An 18257-nucleotide genomic window follows, 5' to 3' on the forward strand; every position below is an offset into this window, starting at 1 on the left:
GGTGAAGTGCATGAGCAAGATGGAGTACAAGAGCTTTTCGCCGCAGACAGAGACTACTGTCAAGAAGCGGCTGCACAACGGGATCGAAATCTATCAAAACAACGAAGGCGAGACCGAGTTCCTCTACAACGAGATTTTCCAAAAGGAGATGTATTTCAAACACGGGATTACGCTCCCGGATCATGGCACGGTCATGGACGTCGGGGCAAATATCGGCATGTTCACCCTATATGTCAGCAGCAAGAGCAACTGCAAGGTATATGCTTTTGAGCCACTGCCTCCGACGTTTAAGCTCTTGGAGATGAATACGAGCTCGTTGCCTCGCGTAACAACAGTTAACGTCGGACTTTCCAATGAGATCAAGGAAGCGGAGTTTGCCTATTTCCCCACGATGTCCACGGATTCTGTCCAGATCAGATACCGGGAGAACCACGATCAGGATCTCCGATACGGTTTAATCAACCATTACCGGGATCATTTCGACGACCCGCGGATGCTAAACCGGTTTGTGGATCAACTGATGTCGCCGAAGTTTCTGAATGAACAAATCCACCGATGCAAGTTAACTACGATCTCTGAAATGATCCGTTATTATGATATGAACGTCATTGATCTGCTCAAAATCGATGTGGAAAAAAGTGAGTTTGAGGCGCTGGAAGGCATAGAGCCGGAGGATTGGGGCAAAATCAGGCAAATTGTAATGGAGGTACATGGACTGGACGGAGAACAGATCAGCAGGCTAGAGAACATTTTCCGAACCAACAGCTTCAATGTCGTGATCGATTACTACGAAGACTTGAATATCCCCAATTACTTCAATGTGTACGCGTTGAATCAGATGCATATATCGGCAGGGTGATCGTCATGATACAGCATCTGCATGCAAAGTTGGTATGCTCCAGTTGTAAGGGTATGCTTGCCCAGTCGGAGGCGTTGCTGCAATGCTGCAACTGCGATGCGGTATATAAGATCGATGATCGTTATGTATCGATGCTCGACCGGCGGGAGCAGGTTGCCCACCCTTCCGAATGGAACCGGAAAGAGGCTGAAATTCGGGATTATAGCGAGATTTCGCACTCTCTTGCGCTGTCCGGTATAGGCCGATTCGCCACCTTTTTAAATTATGGTTATGTCCCGTACGATAATGAGCAACATGCGGTGATCGAGCCGAGCGATATATGGAATAGAAACTCAGTCAAGCTGCTGCTTGAGACAGTGGGCAGGACGGAGATTCGGGAGCGGCAGGTGATCGACATTGGATGCGGCAGGGGAGGGAACATAGCAGCTCTGTCTAAATATTTCAAGCCGCTGTCTATTGTCGGTCTCGACATCTGCCCGGCGAATATAGCCTATTGCAATGCCAAATCCCGAGGGGGGGAATCTTTCTATCTCGTCGGCGATGCGGAGAATATACCGTTTGCGGACGAAAGCTTCGATGTGGTGTTAAATATAGAATCCGCACATGCCTATCCGAACCGATCACAATTCTATGAAGAGGTGTACCGGATCATGAGAGTTGGCGGCGTATTTCTGTATACGGAGTTGATGCTGGGAGATCAGGTAGCGCAGAACATCAGACTGTTAGAGGAAGCAGGCCTGTCTGTAATCCGTAATCAGGATGTGACTTCGAATGTTCTTCTATCCTGTGATGAGAGTGCGAAGCAGCGTACTGGCACACAAGGGATTGCGAGCAACGCCAAAGCGAGCACGAATATTGGAGATATTCATGATTTCATCGCATTGCCCGGCTCGAAGAAATATGAAGAGATGAAAGATGGAACGCGGCAATACCGTATGATGAACCTTGTTAAGAGGTAATATAGCCGTAATATCAACAATAATTTTGGGCGTGTCTGAAAACTCTGAAGGCGGTAGATTTTGCTGAATTTTCGTTCCAAGCCAGGAAGTTTTCCGCAGGCGTGCCGGGGCACGTCAAGGGAAAGTGACGTAGCAGGGGGCGAAAAGGCGGTAAAAGATGCACTTCAGTAGGTTTCAAGACACGTCCTAGTATAGGAGAAATATGGTATGGAAGAATTGATTTCCCTGGACACCTTTCAGCCCTTCGACGGCATGACAAAAATGTTTCCTCATCATAATTTTCCTTATTTTAATTGCGGCTACAATTTGATGTTAACACTTGTTAGATATTTCAGAAAAAATGAATTGCCGATTTTGAATAATGTCATTAGTATTTATAGATTTAATGAACAAAAAATACAAACAAGAGGATATTTCAAGTTAGAGGTGTTGGATCTTGAGGAGGGAGATCAGATCCTTGAGGACATGGGAATCTCTATTCGTAAAAAATCCCCTGCACTAGATACGTTACAAGATGAGATCATAAGCTCTATTTCTAGTGGTCATCCGATTTCCATATTCATTGATTTATTTTATCAACGCGGGAGAGACTTTTATTATAACAAAAAACATGGACTGCACCCTGTTTTTGTCTATGGCCTCAATGTTACGAACGAGGAAATATATACGGTTGATGATATTACAGAATACAGACAATATTCTCTGCCATTTTCAGAATTTAAATCGTCATGCATGACTTCGGAACACGTAAAGATGCCAGACTACTTTTGGGAATATGCGCTAGTGCCCCCCGGTAATCATGAGATCTTGGACAATAAGAAGTCAGCAGACACAACCATCAATACATTCGTAGAAAATATGTGCAGGTATCAAAATGAAATAACGGAAAGTTTGAATAATATACTGTTGCTCGCAGAAAATTATGAGCTCATTATAAAAAATGAAACGATTATAGAAACACTGAGCAGTACGATTTATAGAAAATGTTCTGAGAAATACAGGTTAAATACGCTCTATAAGTACAACATGGATCATATCAACGCAAAACATACGCTTGACCCGTTATTGGACCAAATTATTCATGACTGGAAGACGGTAAGGATCTATTCAAATAAAGCCATTATGTCCCAAAAGTTCAGTGGAGAAATCATAGACAAATGTATTGGTTTATTTAAAAAAATCTATACGAATGAAGTGCGTTTTCATAATCAATTGTTTTTAATGTTAACGGCTTTCAGATAAATCACATCTAATATTGCTAGAAATGAGAAGCAGCAACATGAATACTGTGCATGTGTCTTTTCATCGTATGAAAACCGCCCCGAACAGAGAATGGACCACCGCTGTCTGCATCAACACGTTAAACACAAACGGCAGAGATGCCGTTTTTTTTGTTTTGCTTTGGTTACAATACATTAGTCATGTGGAATCAGGGATCTTCCAATACTAAACGTATCTAGAAGCTCGTCCATCGTGTGGTTTTTGAACTCACTTCCACAACTTTATAAAAGATGTTGAAAGAGTTAAAGGATAAAGGTATTATTTGCTAATAGGACAAAATACATAGGTAAAAAGGAGCACTACTTTATGTCTACTCAAGCTTTAAGTAAAACAGTAAATAAAGTAAAGCCAAAGCCACTAAAGAATAGGCTAGGGGCTGCTATTGTCTCAATGATTTTGGGTATTATAACTGCCATTTTCGTCGTCTTAGCAATTGTAGCAGAGGTGGTTACATCTGCAAGTGGAGCAGGTTTAACATTTTTTATTATCGCAGGTATTTCCTCATTGCTGGGTTTTCCATTAGGATTAAGTGCAATAAAGTCATCTAAAGGAAGAGGAATGGCGATTGCAGGAATAACTTTAACGATTCTACCTTTTTTATTCATGGTGGTTGCTCTTGTTATAACAATAATGTATACGTTTCTTTAATAATTGCGGTTGGGTTTAGGTACTAATTTCGAGGAAAAATCCCTCTGTAAAGGGTGGATGATAGTAACTACAAAAGGAATAGAGCAATGTAATAAAACATAAGATACCTGCTAAGAGGAAGTAAACTTGATTCAAGAAACAAGAATACAGAAACCATTAAAAAATAGCGGCGTAGGGACTTACCTCCCTTACATCGCTATTTTTTTATTATCTTTTATCTCCCCCTTTTACAAGTAGTTTATCCTCCTGACTCAGGTCCCCTCCGCTTTATAAATATTCATAATCCCGGTTATTTCATACGCTTCGTTAAATTCTGTCGAACTTAAAGTTTTCTTTATAATCCACAATTCATACCATCTAGCATGCTAAAATACGGATGAAAAAACGACATGATTCGCTAGTGTCAGTGTCGCCGGCCTTCTGATAAGAAAGGTGGCTGGAAGACTTCAATTTGTTGAGTTAGCCATTTCTTGGAGGTTATGCTGTCTCTCTTGAAGCACTCGATCGTGCAATATTCAAGGATTCCCCCGTTCCTGCGGCTCAAGTGAAGCTGGAGGGGTGACACATTCGAAAGTAGCCGGAAGCCCCTCAGCCCAGGTACTCGAGTTAATGTGTATATCCCGAACGCGAAGAACACCGTAGCTTGGACAACGTCATTCGTTATGCCAATGTTTCTTCCCCGTTTGATCCCTAGATCTGAGAAACTTGATTTGCAGGAAACCGGTGATCCCGACCGAGGTTACTGGTTTTCACTGCCAGTCTGCTTAGTCAATCAACAGGTTGTTAAAGAAATCTTCCCCTAATTAAGGAGCCTCAGGTGGATATTTAAAAAAACGCTTTTGATTATAAAGGATCACTGACTACATCTTGGCTTCGAACAGGGAATTCAGCCGAAAAAGTAGATGCTTACGAAGTGTTCTTTCTTCGGCTCAGTGTTTTTTTTTTAAGTCTGATCTATACATAGAAGGGATGAATGAGAGTGAAACAAGCAATAAGACAGGGGTGGAAGGTAAGTTCGCGGATACTGGTGTGGTTGCTGGTCATCAGCTTGGTTATGAATGCTATTCCTGTATTGCCAGAGGAGTCGGCAGCAGCAGCTGACCTGCCCATGAAGCAGACAATAGTAACCAAATCTAGTGAATTCCAAGATGTGAGTCCAACAGACTGGTTCTATGATGCAGTCACCCAGGTACAGGAGAAGGGCATATTTAGCGGTACGACCGCCAGCACCTTCTCGCCTAAAGGTACAATGACACGTGCCATGTATGTTACAGCACTCGGAAGGATGGCCGGGGTAGATACAGGGGCATATACGACTTCGAGTTTTGCCGATGTTCAGGTAGGTAGTTGGTATACGCCATATATTGAATGGGCAGTGCAGAAAGGCATTACCGACGGTACAGGCGCAGGTAAATACTCGCCAGATGCCACCGTATCCCGAGAACAGATGGCAACAATGACGCTGCGATATTTGGAAAGCGAACAGATTCCTTATCAGACAGGCAATCCAATCACGACAAAACCTGCCGATCTCGCTAAAGTTTCGTCTTGGGCAGCGGAAGCGGTTGTGAAGCTGTGGCAAGCGGGCGTGTTCACGGGTGATGAAAAAGGAAATTTTAATCCACGCGTGCAAGCGTCCCGCGCGGAAGCAGCCGTTCTGTTTATGCGGAACAATGCGGTTGTGGAGGCGTGGAGAAGTCAGAATCCATCGACGGTCACCCCGACACCAACACCGACTCCAGAACCAACACCAACGGTGACGCCAAATCCGAATTCAACGCCAAGCCCTGGAGGAAACAATGGTGGCAGTGGCGGCGGAGGGGGTGGAGGAACCCCTAGTGACAACAATGGTGGCAGTGGAACACCGGGAGGCAACAACGGTGGTGAAGCTCCAGGAGGGAACGGCGGCACGGATAATAAGACGTATACACTTACTTTCGATAGCAACGGAGGTACGGCAGTCAAAGCGCAGAAGGTGCGCGGCAACGAAAAGCTGACGAACCTGCCTGTGCCGATCAAGGAAGGTTACATCTTTCAAGGCTGGTTTACCGAAAGTGATCTCTCGTCCATCTTTGCGGAAGGAAGCACGGTAACTGCCGATACCAAACTGTATGCCAAATATACAGATAGCGTGGAAAATGCTGTACAGCGCATGCCGAGTTACTCTGTCTTAAATGTGAAGCCGGACTTCACTATCACGCTGCAAGATGCTTCGGGCAGTTTGTCAGCAACGGAAGTCAAAGCTGGACTAACGTTCATTGACACGGCGAATCCGGATTTTGCAGGAGTTACAGTCACGGGAGGGAACGGTCTTTTCACCGTCGCTTCGGCTGCTGAAGACGGCAAGTTTGTTGAAGGTAATACGTATCAGTTGACGTTAACGGATGAGAATTTGTCCTTCCAGGGCCAAGATGCAACCACAAGCATTTATGTGTTTAGTGTTGCCAAGCGAGAAGCCATGAACGTTCCGCTTAATGCGAATATGATCTATCTGGATTTCCAAGAAGTCACGGATATGATGTTGAACGGTGCAGAGGTAGGTTCGCCCGCAATTCCAGTGATCACTACAACAGTAGGTGGTAGCAAGAATTCACTTGGAAAAGCGAATGCAAGTGGAGGCACGTTTAAGTATGACGGCAGTACCTCGATCCAGGTTGGTGATACCGTTGCAATCTATCAAGGACTTCGTCCGGATAAGCGTACAGTCAATACGACTGACGCAGATAACGGGGATGTCGCCTATATTCAAATTACAGCGGTGAATGGCAACACCTATACTTATGGACGAGCCAGTACCGATCAAGTGTTGTTTAGACCAGATGTATTACCGGTTAGCATAGAGGCGGATACAGATGGTGATCCAGACAACAACTCTATCACGATTGAGCACACGGCTATGAATTATAGCGACAGCCTGTATAAACCTTTTGGATTAAATGAGCTAACCACCGTGGATGTGGGCGATTTTATCGGATTTTATGAAGGGACATTCGCCGCAGAAGATTCCGGGCGTGTTACTCATTATGGGCGTATTACATCGATAACACCTGCTGCTGAGATGGATATCATCAAGTATGAGAACGTCACGCTAGAAGACATCCAGAATGCTTTCAATATCTATCAGAAGCAGGCCATAGACGGCGATGATCTGTTATCGGACAAACAAATTAAGCAACTTGAAAATCAGATCGAGCAGCAAGCGACCGCTAGTGGATTCGTCAATAAAGCTGCAGACTATCTTTCCAATTTGGCAATGGAAACGGAAGAACTGAAGGGAATCCAGCAGATTAAAGCGCAGTCCTCTTCAGGGAAAAATAGTCGGGTAAGGGTAGAGAATCTGCAAGTTAATGCATCGCTAGGCACACATTTGAAACATATTAATGGCCGAAGCTCCGGGGTGAGCGCAACCTTGCAAGTGAGTGCTGATATTGTCGTAGATGCTACTAAAGATCATGATTTCGTCATTCATATGACAGGTGCTTTTGTTCAAGAGATCGCGCTGGATCTAGGTATTAATGGTGATATGCAAGGGCACTGGCTGACAGCGTGGGGGATTCCGTATTGGTATAGCATTGATGATTATGTGATTACCGCGAATCTCGATGCCTACAGTTATACCGGTATCAACATTACCGCAGAGACGGGTTTTGTTGAAGTTGACAAGTTTGACAACTGGTTGGATGCCAAAACATCTGGCAAGTTAGGTCAAGTACGCAATATCGCAACCGAGATCAAAGCTATCATGGATGGTGAAGGTGACGATTCTTCTTTAGATGAAGAGAAGCTGAAGGAACAGTATCAAGAGATGCTGGAGGATGAAACGGAATGGGTATCGCTAATCAAGAAGACGCTCATTGAAAAAAGCAAGCGAGTGGCTTACGGAATCATCGAAGTCAAATTCGAAGCGGAGTTTGTCGTCAGCGCTCAAGTAAATCTGTCCATTGGAGCGGATTTCTATTATAAAAGCGCCAAGCGTTACTCGGTGACTTTACGCGTATTAAGTTTCAGCGGATCAAGCAATACGGTAAGCTTACCGGGAGATGGAGACTACCAGTTTACCTTCTATGTCATGGGCACAATAGGTTTGCGAGCCGGTATTCATATGGAGCTCAAAGCAGGGATTGGTAGTGTTGATTTGAACAGCATCGGGCTCGCCGTTGAACCTGGGGTGTACGTGAATCTATGGGGGTTCTTCTTCTATCAGTTGAAGAATGTGAGCGGGGTACAGACCAGCAAAACGTTAGGTGCCTTGTTTATAGAAATTGGAATTTATTTGGAAGTTGAAATAGGGGCTCAATTGGGTGATGGGATGTTAGAAGATAGCCTTCCACTCTATGAGAATACATGGCCGCTATATACAGCGGGCATGCAAGAAAGCATCGAGGACTTTGCCTACCCGCAGGATGATGAGCTTGGTTTGATCTTTAGGGGAGGGCCTGGCGGGGCCAGCATTATAGATTTGCCGCAGTCATGGCTCAAGATGAAAGGCTTTGATCTGAAAACAGGTATGGACATCCAGGAAGTATTTGATATTTCGCATTTCGATATTCAAGTTAGCGGCGATTTCATCTATAACCCGGAGAGAAAGCAGATTAGTGTGAAGGACTGGAGGAGCAAATCGAGTACAGGGATGCTGGTAATTACTTGGAAGGCAGCACCTCTATCATTCAAGTCCACTCCGATCAAGCGTACCATTCCATTAAACTGGATTAAGAATAAAGATGGTGACCTTTCGATCGAATTCAACCCATTGAATGGAGAGCCATCCGAGATCGTAAGTGCCGCCTTTAATGCAGCACTTACGGTGAAAAACAAAATCCCTAAAAATCCAGGATACACGTTCGATGGCTGGTATACGGCTAGAGATGGGGGTACCAAAGTAGACATTCCGAATCGGATGCCTGCAGGCTTATCCTATCTGTATGCGCATTGGACTGTAAACACAGATACTCCATACAGAGTTAATCATCATTTGATGGATCCAAACTCTGGTAAATCGTCTACGCTTGCGGATTGGGAAATCAAGACGGGCACAACCAATGAGCTTGTTCTTATTACCTCTGATCGATACAAAGATCGAGGTTACATGGAAGGTACGACAAAAGGTGTTATTAAAGGAGACGGTTCAACTATACTGAACGTTTACTATAAGCCGATCAGTAAGACTGCAACTTTCAACTTAGGTTATGAGGGTGCTTCAGAAAAGCAAATCACCGACTTGATCTATACGAATATCGTGAGTCGAATTCCGGTCCCATCAAGACAGGGATATAAGTTTGCAGGCTGGTCACCTTATATGCCAACTACGATGCCGACAGAATCTACGACTTTTACGGCAAAGTGGACAGCCAAGGATGATATGCCTTACAAAGTCGTATACCTGAAGCAAGATATTGGACAACCGACGTACACAGTTGCAGATACGGAAACGCGTTACGGTACAACCGATACAAAGGCAACACTGCCTGTCGAATCCATCAAGTCTTACGAAGGATTCACTGTAGACACAGCGTTTCCTGGTACTGTGCTGGAAGCCAACATTGCGGGCAACGGTACAACGATTCTAAGAGTGTACTACAAGCGTAATATGTATAAGCTGACAATGGATTATAAAGATCAAAGCACACCTAAAAAGGTCGTCGACAACGTACCCTATGGAGCAACGACTTCAATCCATATTGGTGATCCGATCTGGCAAGGCCATCAATTCAAAGGATGGGCGCCTGTTCCTCAAGCAACGATGCCTGCGCAGGATGTCGAGTATACGGCGAAGTGGGACATCGAACAATACACCGTCAGCTTCAATAGTAATGGCGGAGAGGAAGAAGTGCCTGATCAAATGTTGGATTATGGCGGAGCGGCAAGCGAACCAGAGCCTCCAACACGGAAAGATTATACATTCGGAGGATGGTACAGCGACAGTGCGTTGACGAAGCCTTACAATTTTGCGATGCCAGTGGTGAGCCCGACTACACTGTACGCGAAATGGATGAGCAGTTACACGATGAGCTTCGACAGTAATGAAGGATCAGTAGTCCCTGACCAGACGGTTTACGGGGGGGATAAAGCCGTAGCACCCAAGTCGCCAACAAGAACAGGATATGTGTTCGCAGGTTGGTTTAGCGACGCAGGCTTGACTAAAGGTTATAATTTCACAACTGAAACTGTAAAAGGCAATATCACACTGTATGCGAAATGGACCATTGCTCAGAAAAAAGAGTATCAAGTGCGATTCTACGAGACGAGTGCTGCGCTGTTACAACAGCAGATGGTGAAAGAAGGTGGCGTGGCAGAGTCATTCGAACCAAAACCAAGAGAGGGCTACACCTTCCTGTATTGGAGAGATAAAGAGGCACGGAGCCAACCATTTGATTTCACAACACCGATCAAACGGAATTATGAATTATACACGACATGGCAAACGAACAGTTATGAGGTAAGCTTTATGAGTAATGGTACCAAGGTGAGCAGCCAGTCCGTGTATTATAAAGAATTGGCTGATACACCATCAACGCCAACAAGAGAGGGGTACGCGTTCAAAGGTTGGTATAGTGACACTGACTTGACGAACGCATACAACTTTCGTAGTCCAGTCGTAGGTCCTATTACGCTGTATGCGAAGTGGGTGCCTGTATTCACGGTAAGCTTTGACAGTAAAGGCGGTTCGACAGTTAATAGTCAACAGATGGAGTACAATGCCAAGGCTACGACACCTGCATCCCCAACGCAGGCAGGCTATGTATTCGGTGGTTGGTATAGCGATGAAGGTTTAACGGATGCCTACAATTTTGCATCGCCAGTGACGACAAACGTTACGTTGTATGCGAAATGGACACCTTTATTCACAGTAAACTTCGACCTTAAGGGTGGGGCACCAGTAGTCGATCCAAAAACCGTGGTCGAAGGAAGTTTAGTTACGACCCCTGCCGAACCGGTGCGGGAAGGTTATGTGTTTGGGGGTTGGTACAGCGATGAAGGGTTGACCACCGTGTTTGACTTTGCAACTCCGGTGACGGCGAATATGATGCTGTATGTAAAATGGAAGGCTCTGTTTACGGTCAAGTTCGACGCAGGCATTGACATGACTCCAGCGCTTCGCAAGATCGTGGTTGAGGGCGATGTGGCTCATGCACCTGACCCCTCTGAACTTCCATCCAATCCCGGAAAAATCATTTACGGATGGACCAAGAATTTCTCGACTAAAATTCCTTACGATTTCGAAACACCGGTGACAGGGAACTTCACCTTGATTGCAATGTGGAGTGATATTTATACGGTGAATTTCGAGACTAATGGAGGCTCAGCAGTAGAGACTCAGATTCTCGGCAGCAAAAATTATGTCAAAGTACCTGAACCTCCGACAAAGCCAGGATTTGTATTTGAGGGATGGTATAGAAATGAAGGTTTAACCGTTCCCTATGATTTTGAGCAATTTGTCATAAACGGAAACTTTACACGTACCATATACGCAAAGTGGACGGAACTATAATCAATAGTTTTACGGAAACATGAAAAGTTAAATCAAAAGCCGATTGCTCTGAAACAGTGCAGTCGGCTTTTTGTATCATGTAATGATAATCACAGGAGTTTTAAAAATTTCCATTTATATCTGTACACTTGGTTAGTATACCTTCACGTCCGTTCCAAGCACGGACTTGTTCTGCACCGAATTGCCGGACAGATATACTTTTTTCAAATTGGGTAGCTTGCTTAAGACCTCGATATTGGAAATGGCATTGTTCTCGAGATGGAGTTCTTCCATAGCTCGCCAGTTGCTCATAAATTCAAGTGAAGCCAAATTACTGTCTTGCAGGGTGAAAGAACGCAGGGCAGACAGTTTGGAAAAGTAAGGCATCATCTGGTCAATTTCACTGACGGAGGTATTATTAATGTTAAAATAGGGCTCCTCTAAGGTTAGGTGTTCAAGTACTTTGTTCTCCGCTCCTGCCTTTTGTTCGAAATTTAGCCTGCACTCCGAGCACACCAGCGATTTCACCTGCTTCAAACGAAATAAGGCATCACTCTCTGTGTAAAGTCCAGAGTCGTAAATGTTCAGCGTCTGCAGCTGTGACAAACGATTCAGAGCGATTAGACGAGTGATGTCACTGATTTCCCAGAGGGAGAGCTGTTCCAGCTTCGGAAATTTTGCTAGTGTGGCCAGATTTAACTCTCCACTTCTGCCTCGAAGGGTCAGGCTGGTTGCAGACGGTGCTTTCAACCCGGTGAGGAAAGAGCCAGGGATTTCTACCTTGCCTGCATTAGGCAAATTCAGAGCTTCTGCATTCTCGTAGTATCCAGATAACGTCAATTCCCGCAATGAGGATAAACTATTTATGGCCTTTGTTGAACTAAGCTTGCTTAAGGAAGCCAGGCGCAGTTTGGTAATCGAGGTTTTACCGGCTAACGGTTCCAAACTGGAAAAGTTCAAATTCTCGATGTCCAGCTTCTGTAGAGCAGGCATATTTTGCACAAAGTCGATGGACTTCACGTTTTTTAAATAGGAAAGCTGAAGTTCTTGAAGCTGGGTTAACGCATATAACGGCTGCAAGTCTGTAGTTTCACTGTAGTTGATGGATAAGGATGTCAGCCCGGTCATGGATGACAACCATCCCAGTTCATTGACAAAAGTGAGCGACAAGGACTTGAGCGGCAGTTTGTTTAACAGGTGGAAATCCGTTACGGACTCATCGACATAAGTAATCGATAAAGAGTTCAGGTTAGGAAATTCCAGCAGTAAGGCTAATTCCTGATTGCTGCGGAGCTGGGTAGTCAGGTGCGTAATTTTAGATTTGTCACCAAAGTAGCCGGAAAAAGAATTAAAGGATTCGTTAAAAGCACCACCATAACTTTTTAAGCCGGACATATGAGCAAATGTGGTTTGATCTGTCTGGGCAATTTCATAGGTTCCCGTCAGGTCGAGTGCGGTAAGTCCCGTAAAGGCTTCAAAATCTCGCTGATCAATCTCCTGTGTGTTCAGTTTCTTGTCCTGAGTAACATAAGTGATCTTCTCGGCCTTTTCATCACTGAAGGGATCGGAGAAGCTATAGGTAAACTGCCACTGGTCACTATCCAGATAATCTACGGTCAGATAGCGCACACGAGCAAGCTCCTCTTCTGTCGGCAAGGCAGATCCTTTATCAAAGATATCTCGCAAAAAGGAGAGCAGAACCTCACTTTCCGGCATCTTGCGTACAGGCAGATTGGCTTCTGTTTTTTGAAGAGTAGAACTCGTACTGGAGTAAAAATAAGCACTGATGGCACCCGATAGGACTAACATCAGTATCAGTAATAGCCTTACGGAGACGTTCGGCTTCGGTGCTGCTTTAGGGGGCGTCCCGTGGTAATGATTAATGGTTTGGTCTACATAGTACACATTATTTTGCTTCAACAAAAGCTCTGTTTCACAATATGGGCACTTTAAAACTTGCCCCTCCTTGTATTCAATTCTTCCGTTGCAATTGGGACAGTTTAACGGAATAAATGCCACGGATGCCTCCCCCTTCATCATGATGATTGTAAAATCAGATCTGTTATCTGCTTTCATTATAACTTGTCTAGTCTATCCAACCTTCTGTATCCCCAAGTATCAACTGCAATTTTATCATAAAAGAGGAAATAGAATTATTATCTTTATACGCATATCATGCAGTCTGGATTCACCTTCTTTCATGATAAACAGCTCAGGATCATAGAGTGACGTGAAACTATCAAACTCCTATGACCTTCAGTCAGGTAGTGTTACCGTAATTGGCAAAATGTTATAATGTTTTATGGGAGGAAAAAATTAGTTGTATAATAGATAAATGCCCTTAAAAGTTATATATCTTCATTGTGGAATCTAGTACAACTTTATCAGAGGAGCGGGCCATGATTTATCAGTGGTTCGGTCTCTATTATTGGTGCGTGTTGAACTTTGCAAAAAGTATCTAACCTAAGGAGGTAGTGGATTTGGTGAGTGAACAAAAAAGCATTCTAATATCAAAATTGCATAAAAAACATGGACAAAAACAAATATTGAACGATGTGTCCTTTGAAGCAAAAGAAGGAAGAATTACAGCTTTTCTTGGACCAAATGGTGCGGGGAAAAGTTCAACACTTCGTATTTTATTAGGACTGGATCATTCAACAGGAACAGCAACTTTTGGTGGGCAAAAGTATACAGCGTATGACACTCCATTGAAAGTGGTAGGGGCTGCTTTTGATGGGGTAGGGGGAGCGCCTTCTAGAAAGGTGAAAACTCATCTGAAAATTATAGCACAAAGCAATAACATTTCGATTGATCGTGTGTCAGAGGTGCTGGATATCGTAGGTTTATCAGATAAACATAAAGCGAAAATAGGAACTTTATCGTTAGGTGAAGGACAACGACTTGGACTTGCGGCCGCACTTTTGGGTGATCCACAATTTCTTGTGCTGGATGAACCAACCAACGGGCTCGATCCCACGGGAATACGCTGGTTTAGAAAGTTTATTCGTCAGCAATCAGATATGGGGAAGACGGTGTTGTTGTCTTCACATATTCTTTCTGAAGTGGAAGCTGTGGCAGACGATGTAGTTATTATTAACCAGGGGCAAATCATAACTGCTGGTGAGATTAAAGATGTTATGAAGGACCTGGAATCACTGGAAGATGTATTTTTTTCTCTTACTGAGGGCGGGGCATGATGATGAAATCCATTTTTAGATGCGTAAGATTCGAACTGAACAAGATTGTTTCGATGAAAATGTGGTGGGTTATTTGTGCTGTTGCTATCGTTGTTCAACCCTTACTTGCATTAATAACAGCAAGAGGTTATCTTAAAATCGGTTTAGACGCCACGCCAGAGACTCAAGCTGGTCTATTAAATGCTTTGCCTGCATTAGACTATTTTGGGTTTGAATTAGTTCCTTTTGGTCTACTACCAATGGTTATATTTGGAGGGATGATTGGAGGGAATGAATATTTACATCATCAACTACGCACAACCTTACTTTGTCAGAGTAGTCGGATTCAGATATTTTGTGCAAAAGTACTCGCAATTATAATCTGCGGTGTAATTATTTCAAGTACAGCTATATATTTAACCATCTCAGTTACACATTTCACATTAGGGGAGCAGGGATTACCCCCAATTTCTTTAAGTTCTACAGCATGGCAGTATATTGGTTATTCGGTCCTGGATTGGATTTTACTCACGATCCTTTCTTTTGGATTAGGCATGGTCTTTAAAAATGCAATAGTGCCTTTAGCTTTTTTGGTTCCCCAAATTTATAATTTAGGCTTATATCTAGCTCAAAAGTGGGATTGGGGATTGTACCTTCCGGTGGCTGCTGGTAATCTTCTCTTTGCAACACCAACAGATCCTTTTGAGCATGATCCTTTAAAAGGCATTGTTGTTCTTCTGTTATGGGCGATTTTAGCTTTATCCACTTCTTGTTACACCTTTATTCGTAAAGATGTAGGGGGGAGATATTGATGTATGCTGCGCTGCTAAGTGAAAAGACTAAATTTCTTTCGTTTGGCTGGTGTATTTTGGGTATACTTGGGGCCGTTGTTGTTCCGCTTCTATACCTATTAACCTTAGATACATCAACATCGAGGGAGCAAAAAGAAATTTTTTCGCTTTGTTTACAAGCACTCTATTTAGGTCATCCAGGTGTTATTGTCGCCAGTGCAGCCTATTTTGGACAAGAATACTCTAACTCTGCATTAAGAACTACACTTCTCACGCAACCATCAAGACTAAAATTAATAGGTGTGAAATTTATCAATAATGCACTAATTACCGTAATTGCCGGGATCGCCGCGAGTATTATTTGTTCTCTTGTGCTGTTCATTCAATTAGATATGGAATGGTCGTCAGCTTATGCAATGATGATGGCTAAAAGTTTACCTCTAAGTATACTTAGTTGGGTCCAAATGGCCTTGATAACCGCTTCTCTATCTGTAATTACAAAATCGCTTATCGTACCACTGGCTATAATGCTCCCCCTGATGTTGGGACTGAGCCACATGTTTCTTTCAATTTCTCAATCAGCAAAATTTTTACCCACTCTTGCAGTAATGAACCTTTTTTCGTTACCTGAGTCTACTGCTTTTCTAGAAAAATGGTCAGGGTTGGGCATGCAATTTGTTTGGGTAGTATTATTACTGGTAATCTCTACTTATGTCTTTTCACATCGTAATGTTCGCTAGTATTAAAGTACATAAATAGAAGTATTACAGAAAATATGAAATTTTATCTATCTTTATTCGTTAGATACCCGAAATCAGCAGGGTTCAAGAATCTTCCATAGATTCTTGAACCCTATTTTTATTAAGTGCTTTTCTCGAAACTAGTTGAAGGATAGGTTGCATAATATATATCAACTGAATTTATTTGACGTTTTGAATTCGAACAATCATAAATGGGAGGGGATTGTAGTTAACATCTCAACAGGAAGAAGAAAGCTCAGTCTGCTTGTATTCATCGTGGTGGTGTTAGCAAGCGGTTGGATTGGTGTATGGGTGGATACGAAGATGCGCGAACAACCGGAACAAAATTCGATAGGCATGGGATTGTGGCTGGTATTGCCGATGCTCACGATGCTCGTGCTGCGAATAGTGAATCGGGATTGGAAGGATATTGGTGTGAGGTTCAATTTTAAAGGGAATATGAAATGGTATGCTGCATCTATTGCGATCTATCCGGGCGTAGCAGTTATCGTTGTTGGTCTTGCATTTCTTATCAATAGCGCCTCTGCTTCTGATATTGAAGTAAGCACACTTCTATCCCTCGTCGGTGTATCCATTGCAGGCAGCTTTATAAAAAACATATTTGAAGAGTTTGCTTGGCGTGGATATTTAACTCCCAAACTGATTGAGCTTAAGTTTAATGACTGGACGCTTTATCTCGTGTCTGGCCTTGTATGGGCCCTATGGCATGCGGCTTATTATATGGTCTTCCTGCCGAACGTTTACTTTGAGACAACCACGAGAATAAGCTTTCTCCTCATAGGCTGTGTGTTGATGGTCGCGTGGTCCATCATGTACGTTGAAATATATCGTCTTACGAAATCAGTCTGGCCGTGTGTACTCATGCACGCTGTGGAAGATGGGGTGCCTACCACGCTAATATCAGTAGCCGGAATCATCACACTAAACAAGGCGGGGGATTTTTGGCTCAGTCCAACGACAGGTGTTATTACATCGGTTTTACTCGTTGGAATCGGCTTGTGGCTCAGATCGGTCCGAGTCAAGAAAGAACAGAAGCGAATCCTGTGACATTAAGAAAGACCTGAACTCCAACATGAAGTGTGTTGCATATATTATCAGGGCAGAAATGATGAAGGGCTGCTGGCACTTGTGATAAGGCATGGAGTAAGCAAGCAGGAGCGGGGACAGTACATTACTGTACAATTCCAGCTCCTTGTTGCTGTGTCTTGAATACCACTAGGATTAGGCGATGTGCTCAGCCTATATACCTTTACGCAATGGAGGTAACCGGATGCTTAACGTGAACAGGGTATATTTGATCACCATGGGTTTTTACAAAAAGGCCTTCATTGGTCATTGTGCTTTCTAAATCGATATCTTTGTTCTCATCCGGGGTGAAATGAAACGTTACTTTCTCTGTGTCTGCATCTGCAATCGTATTCAAAATATCTTTCATATTGATTTCGTTTAAGCTGACAACATCAAAAAGGTCGATATTACTGTTTTCTTTTTGATAAATGACGATGACCTTTTCGTTTTCCAAATAATAAATATCATTATTAAACACATTCAAGCAATAAAACATGAATATGCCGGGAGTGTGGTCAGTTGCAAACCGCTTGGAAACAGGCAGTCTTTGCGATGCGAATTGGTGAATAAGGCGAACATCCTCTGCATCAGTTACATCTAGTTTCCGCAGACTCGCAGATTCTAATGGGTTAGCTGTACTGTGGAAATCCATCGAAAACAGGTGCTCTTCTAAGGGTTTGAACCCAAACTTAGGGTAGAAATCAAGAACGGATTCATTGGCAAAAAGATACATGACATCGTACTTGTTCTCGTATTCCTCCAGAATTTTGTTCATTAAACGCTTGGATAGTCCTTTCTTGCGGTAGTCGGGATGTGTCATCACCGTGCCAATTTGGATTGCTTTTTTCTTCTCTCCGTGGATGATCAGTTCAAGGATATTGACCGAAGCGTTGGCAACAACCTGATCTCCATCTACATATGAAAAAGGAATGTATCCTTCGCCCCAGCAACCTTGTTGGTACCAATTTTCAAAATGGATATCGAATGTACTAGCAGCGAGCTCAAAAAAACTGTTTCGAAGTGTATCATTGTTTTTATAATTCTTAACAAATTGTAAATCCTGCATATTCTGTTCTCCTTTTTCTTGTTGATGAGTCTATTAACGGTTGGTAATTATACTTACATTTCTACCAAATATTAATTCGATTAATTATTCAACGTAAAGTTCTAAAATCCTTCATTTAACATCAAAGGATTAATATGCAATAACAAATGAAAGAACCGCTAATACTGCGCAGCTCTTTCA

Annotated in this window: 11 protein-coding genes; 8 read left to right on the forward strand and 3 right to left on the reverse strand. The window is 43.2% G+C overall.

Translation table 11 applies throughout. The features are described from left to right. The first annotated feature begins 10 nt into the window (after positions 1-10). The 3 genes from AC1VYS_RS04065 to AC1VYS_RS04075 all read left to right on the forward strand — a co-directional run bounded on the left by AC1VYS_RS04065 (position 11) and on the right by AC1VYS_RS04075 (position 3060). Complete coding sequence (locus AC1VYS_RS04065; protein WP_482913104.1) at positions 11-859, forward strand: FkbM family methyltransferase; 849 nt, start codon at positions 11-13, stop codon at positions 857-859. 5 nt (positions 860-864) lie between these two features. After that, a complete protein-coding gene (locus AC1VYS_RS04070; protein ID WP_482913105.1) occupies positions 865-1818 on the forward strand; it encodes a class I SAM-dependent methyltransferase in 954 nt (317 codons plus the stop codon). Between the two features lie 207 nt (positions 1819-2025). Continuing rightward, positions 2026-3060, forward strand: coding sequence for a hypothetical protein (locus AC1VYS_RS04075; protein WP_482913106.1), 1035 nt, complete (start codon positions 2026-2028; stop codon positions 3058-3060). A 353-nt stretch (positions 3061-3413) separates the two neighbouring features. On the opposite strand, the gene AC1VYS_RS04080 is transcribed toward AC1VYS_RS04075, so the two are convergent. Continuing rightward, positions 3414-3704, reverse strand: coding sequence for a hypothetical protein (locus AC1VYS_RS04080; RefSeq protein WP_482913107.1), 291 nt, complete (start codon positions 3702-3704; stop codon positions 3414-3416). A gap of 1016 nt (positions 3705-4720) precedes the next feature. Here AC1VYS_RS04080 and AC1VYS_RS04085 point away from each other — a divergent pair. Beyond that, positions 4721-11236, forward strand: a complete 6516-nt coding sequence (locus tag AC1VYS_RS04085) for an InlB B-repeat-containing protein (RefSeq protein WP_482913108.1) — start codon at positions 4721-4723, stop codon at positions 11234-11236. A gap of 132 nt (positions 11237-11368) precedes the next feature. On the opposite strand, the gene AC1VYS_RS04090 is transcribed toward AC1VYS_RS04085, so the two are convergent. Continuing rightward, entirely contained in the window at positions 11369-13138 is a 1770-nt protein-coding gene (locus tag AC1VYS_RS04090; protein WP_482934471.1) for a leucine-rich repeat domain-containing protein, read from the reverse strand. 560 nt (positions 13139-13698) lie between these two features. On the opposite strand from AC1VYS_RS04090, the gene AC1VYS_RS04095 reads away from it, so the two are divergent. From AC1VYS_RS04095 to AC1VYS_RS04110, 4 genes are all read left to right on the forward strand, one after another. Then, a complete protein-coding gene (locus AC1VYS_RS04095; RefSeq protein ID WP_482913110.1) occupies positions 13699-14412 on the forward strand; it encodes an ABC transporter ATP-binding protein in 714 nt (237 codons plus the stop codon). A 53-nt stretch (positions 14413-14465) separates the two neighbouring features. Further along, the gene (locus AC1VYS_RS04100; RefSeq protein ID WP_482913111.1) at positions 14466-15203 is read left to right on the forward strand and encodes an ABC transporter permease; all 738 of its coding nucleotides are present in this window, start codon (positions 14466-14468) and stop codon (positions 15201-15203) included. Further along, positions 15203-15922 (forward strand): ABC transporter permease, encoded by a 720-nt coding sequence (locus AC1VYS_RS04105; protein ID WP_482913112.1) that lies wholly within the window; start codon positions 15203-15205, stop codon positions 15920-15922. Before AC1VYS_RS04100 ends, AC1VYS_RS04105 begins: the two co-directional genes overlap by 1 nt. Before the next feature lie 282 nt (positions 15923-16204). Next, positions 16205-16990, forward strand: coding sequence for a CPBP family glutamic-type intramembrane protease (locus AC1VYS_RS04110; protein ID WP_482913113.1), 786 nt, complete (start codon positions 16205-16207; stop codon positions 16988-16990). A 202-nt stretch (positions 16991-17192) separates the two neighbouring features. Here AC1VYS_RS04110 and AC1VYS_RS04115 read toward each other — a convergent pair whose 3' ends face one another. Then, positions 17193-18077, reverse strand: a complete 885-nt coding sequence (locus AC1VYS_RS04115) for a GNAT family N-acetyltransferase (RefSeq protein ID WP_482913114.1) — start codon at positions 18075-18077, stop codon at positions 17193-17195. Between the last annotated feature and the right edge of the window lie 180 nt (positions 18078-18257).

The sequence above is a fragment of the Paenibacillus sp. G34 genome, assembly GCF_056856875.1.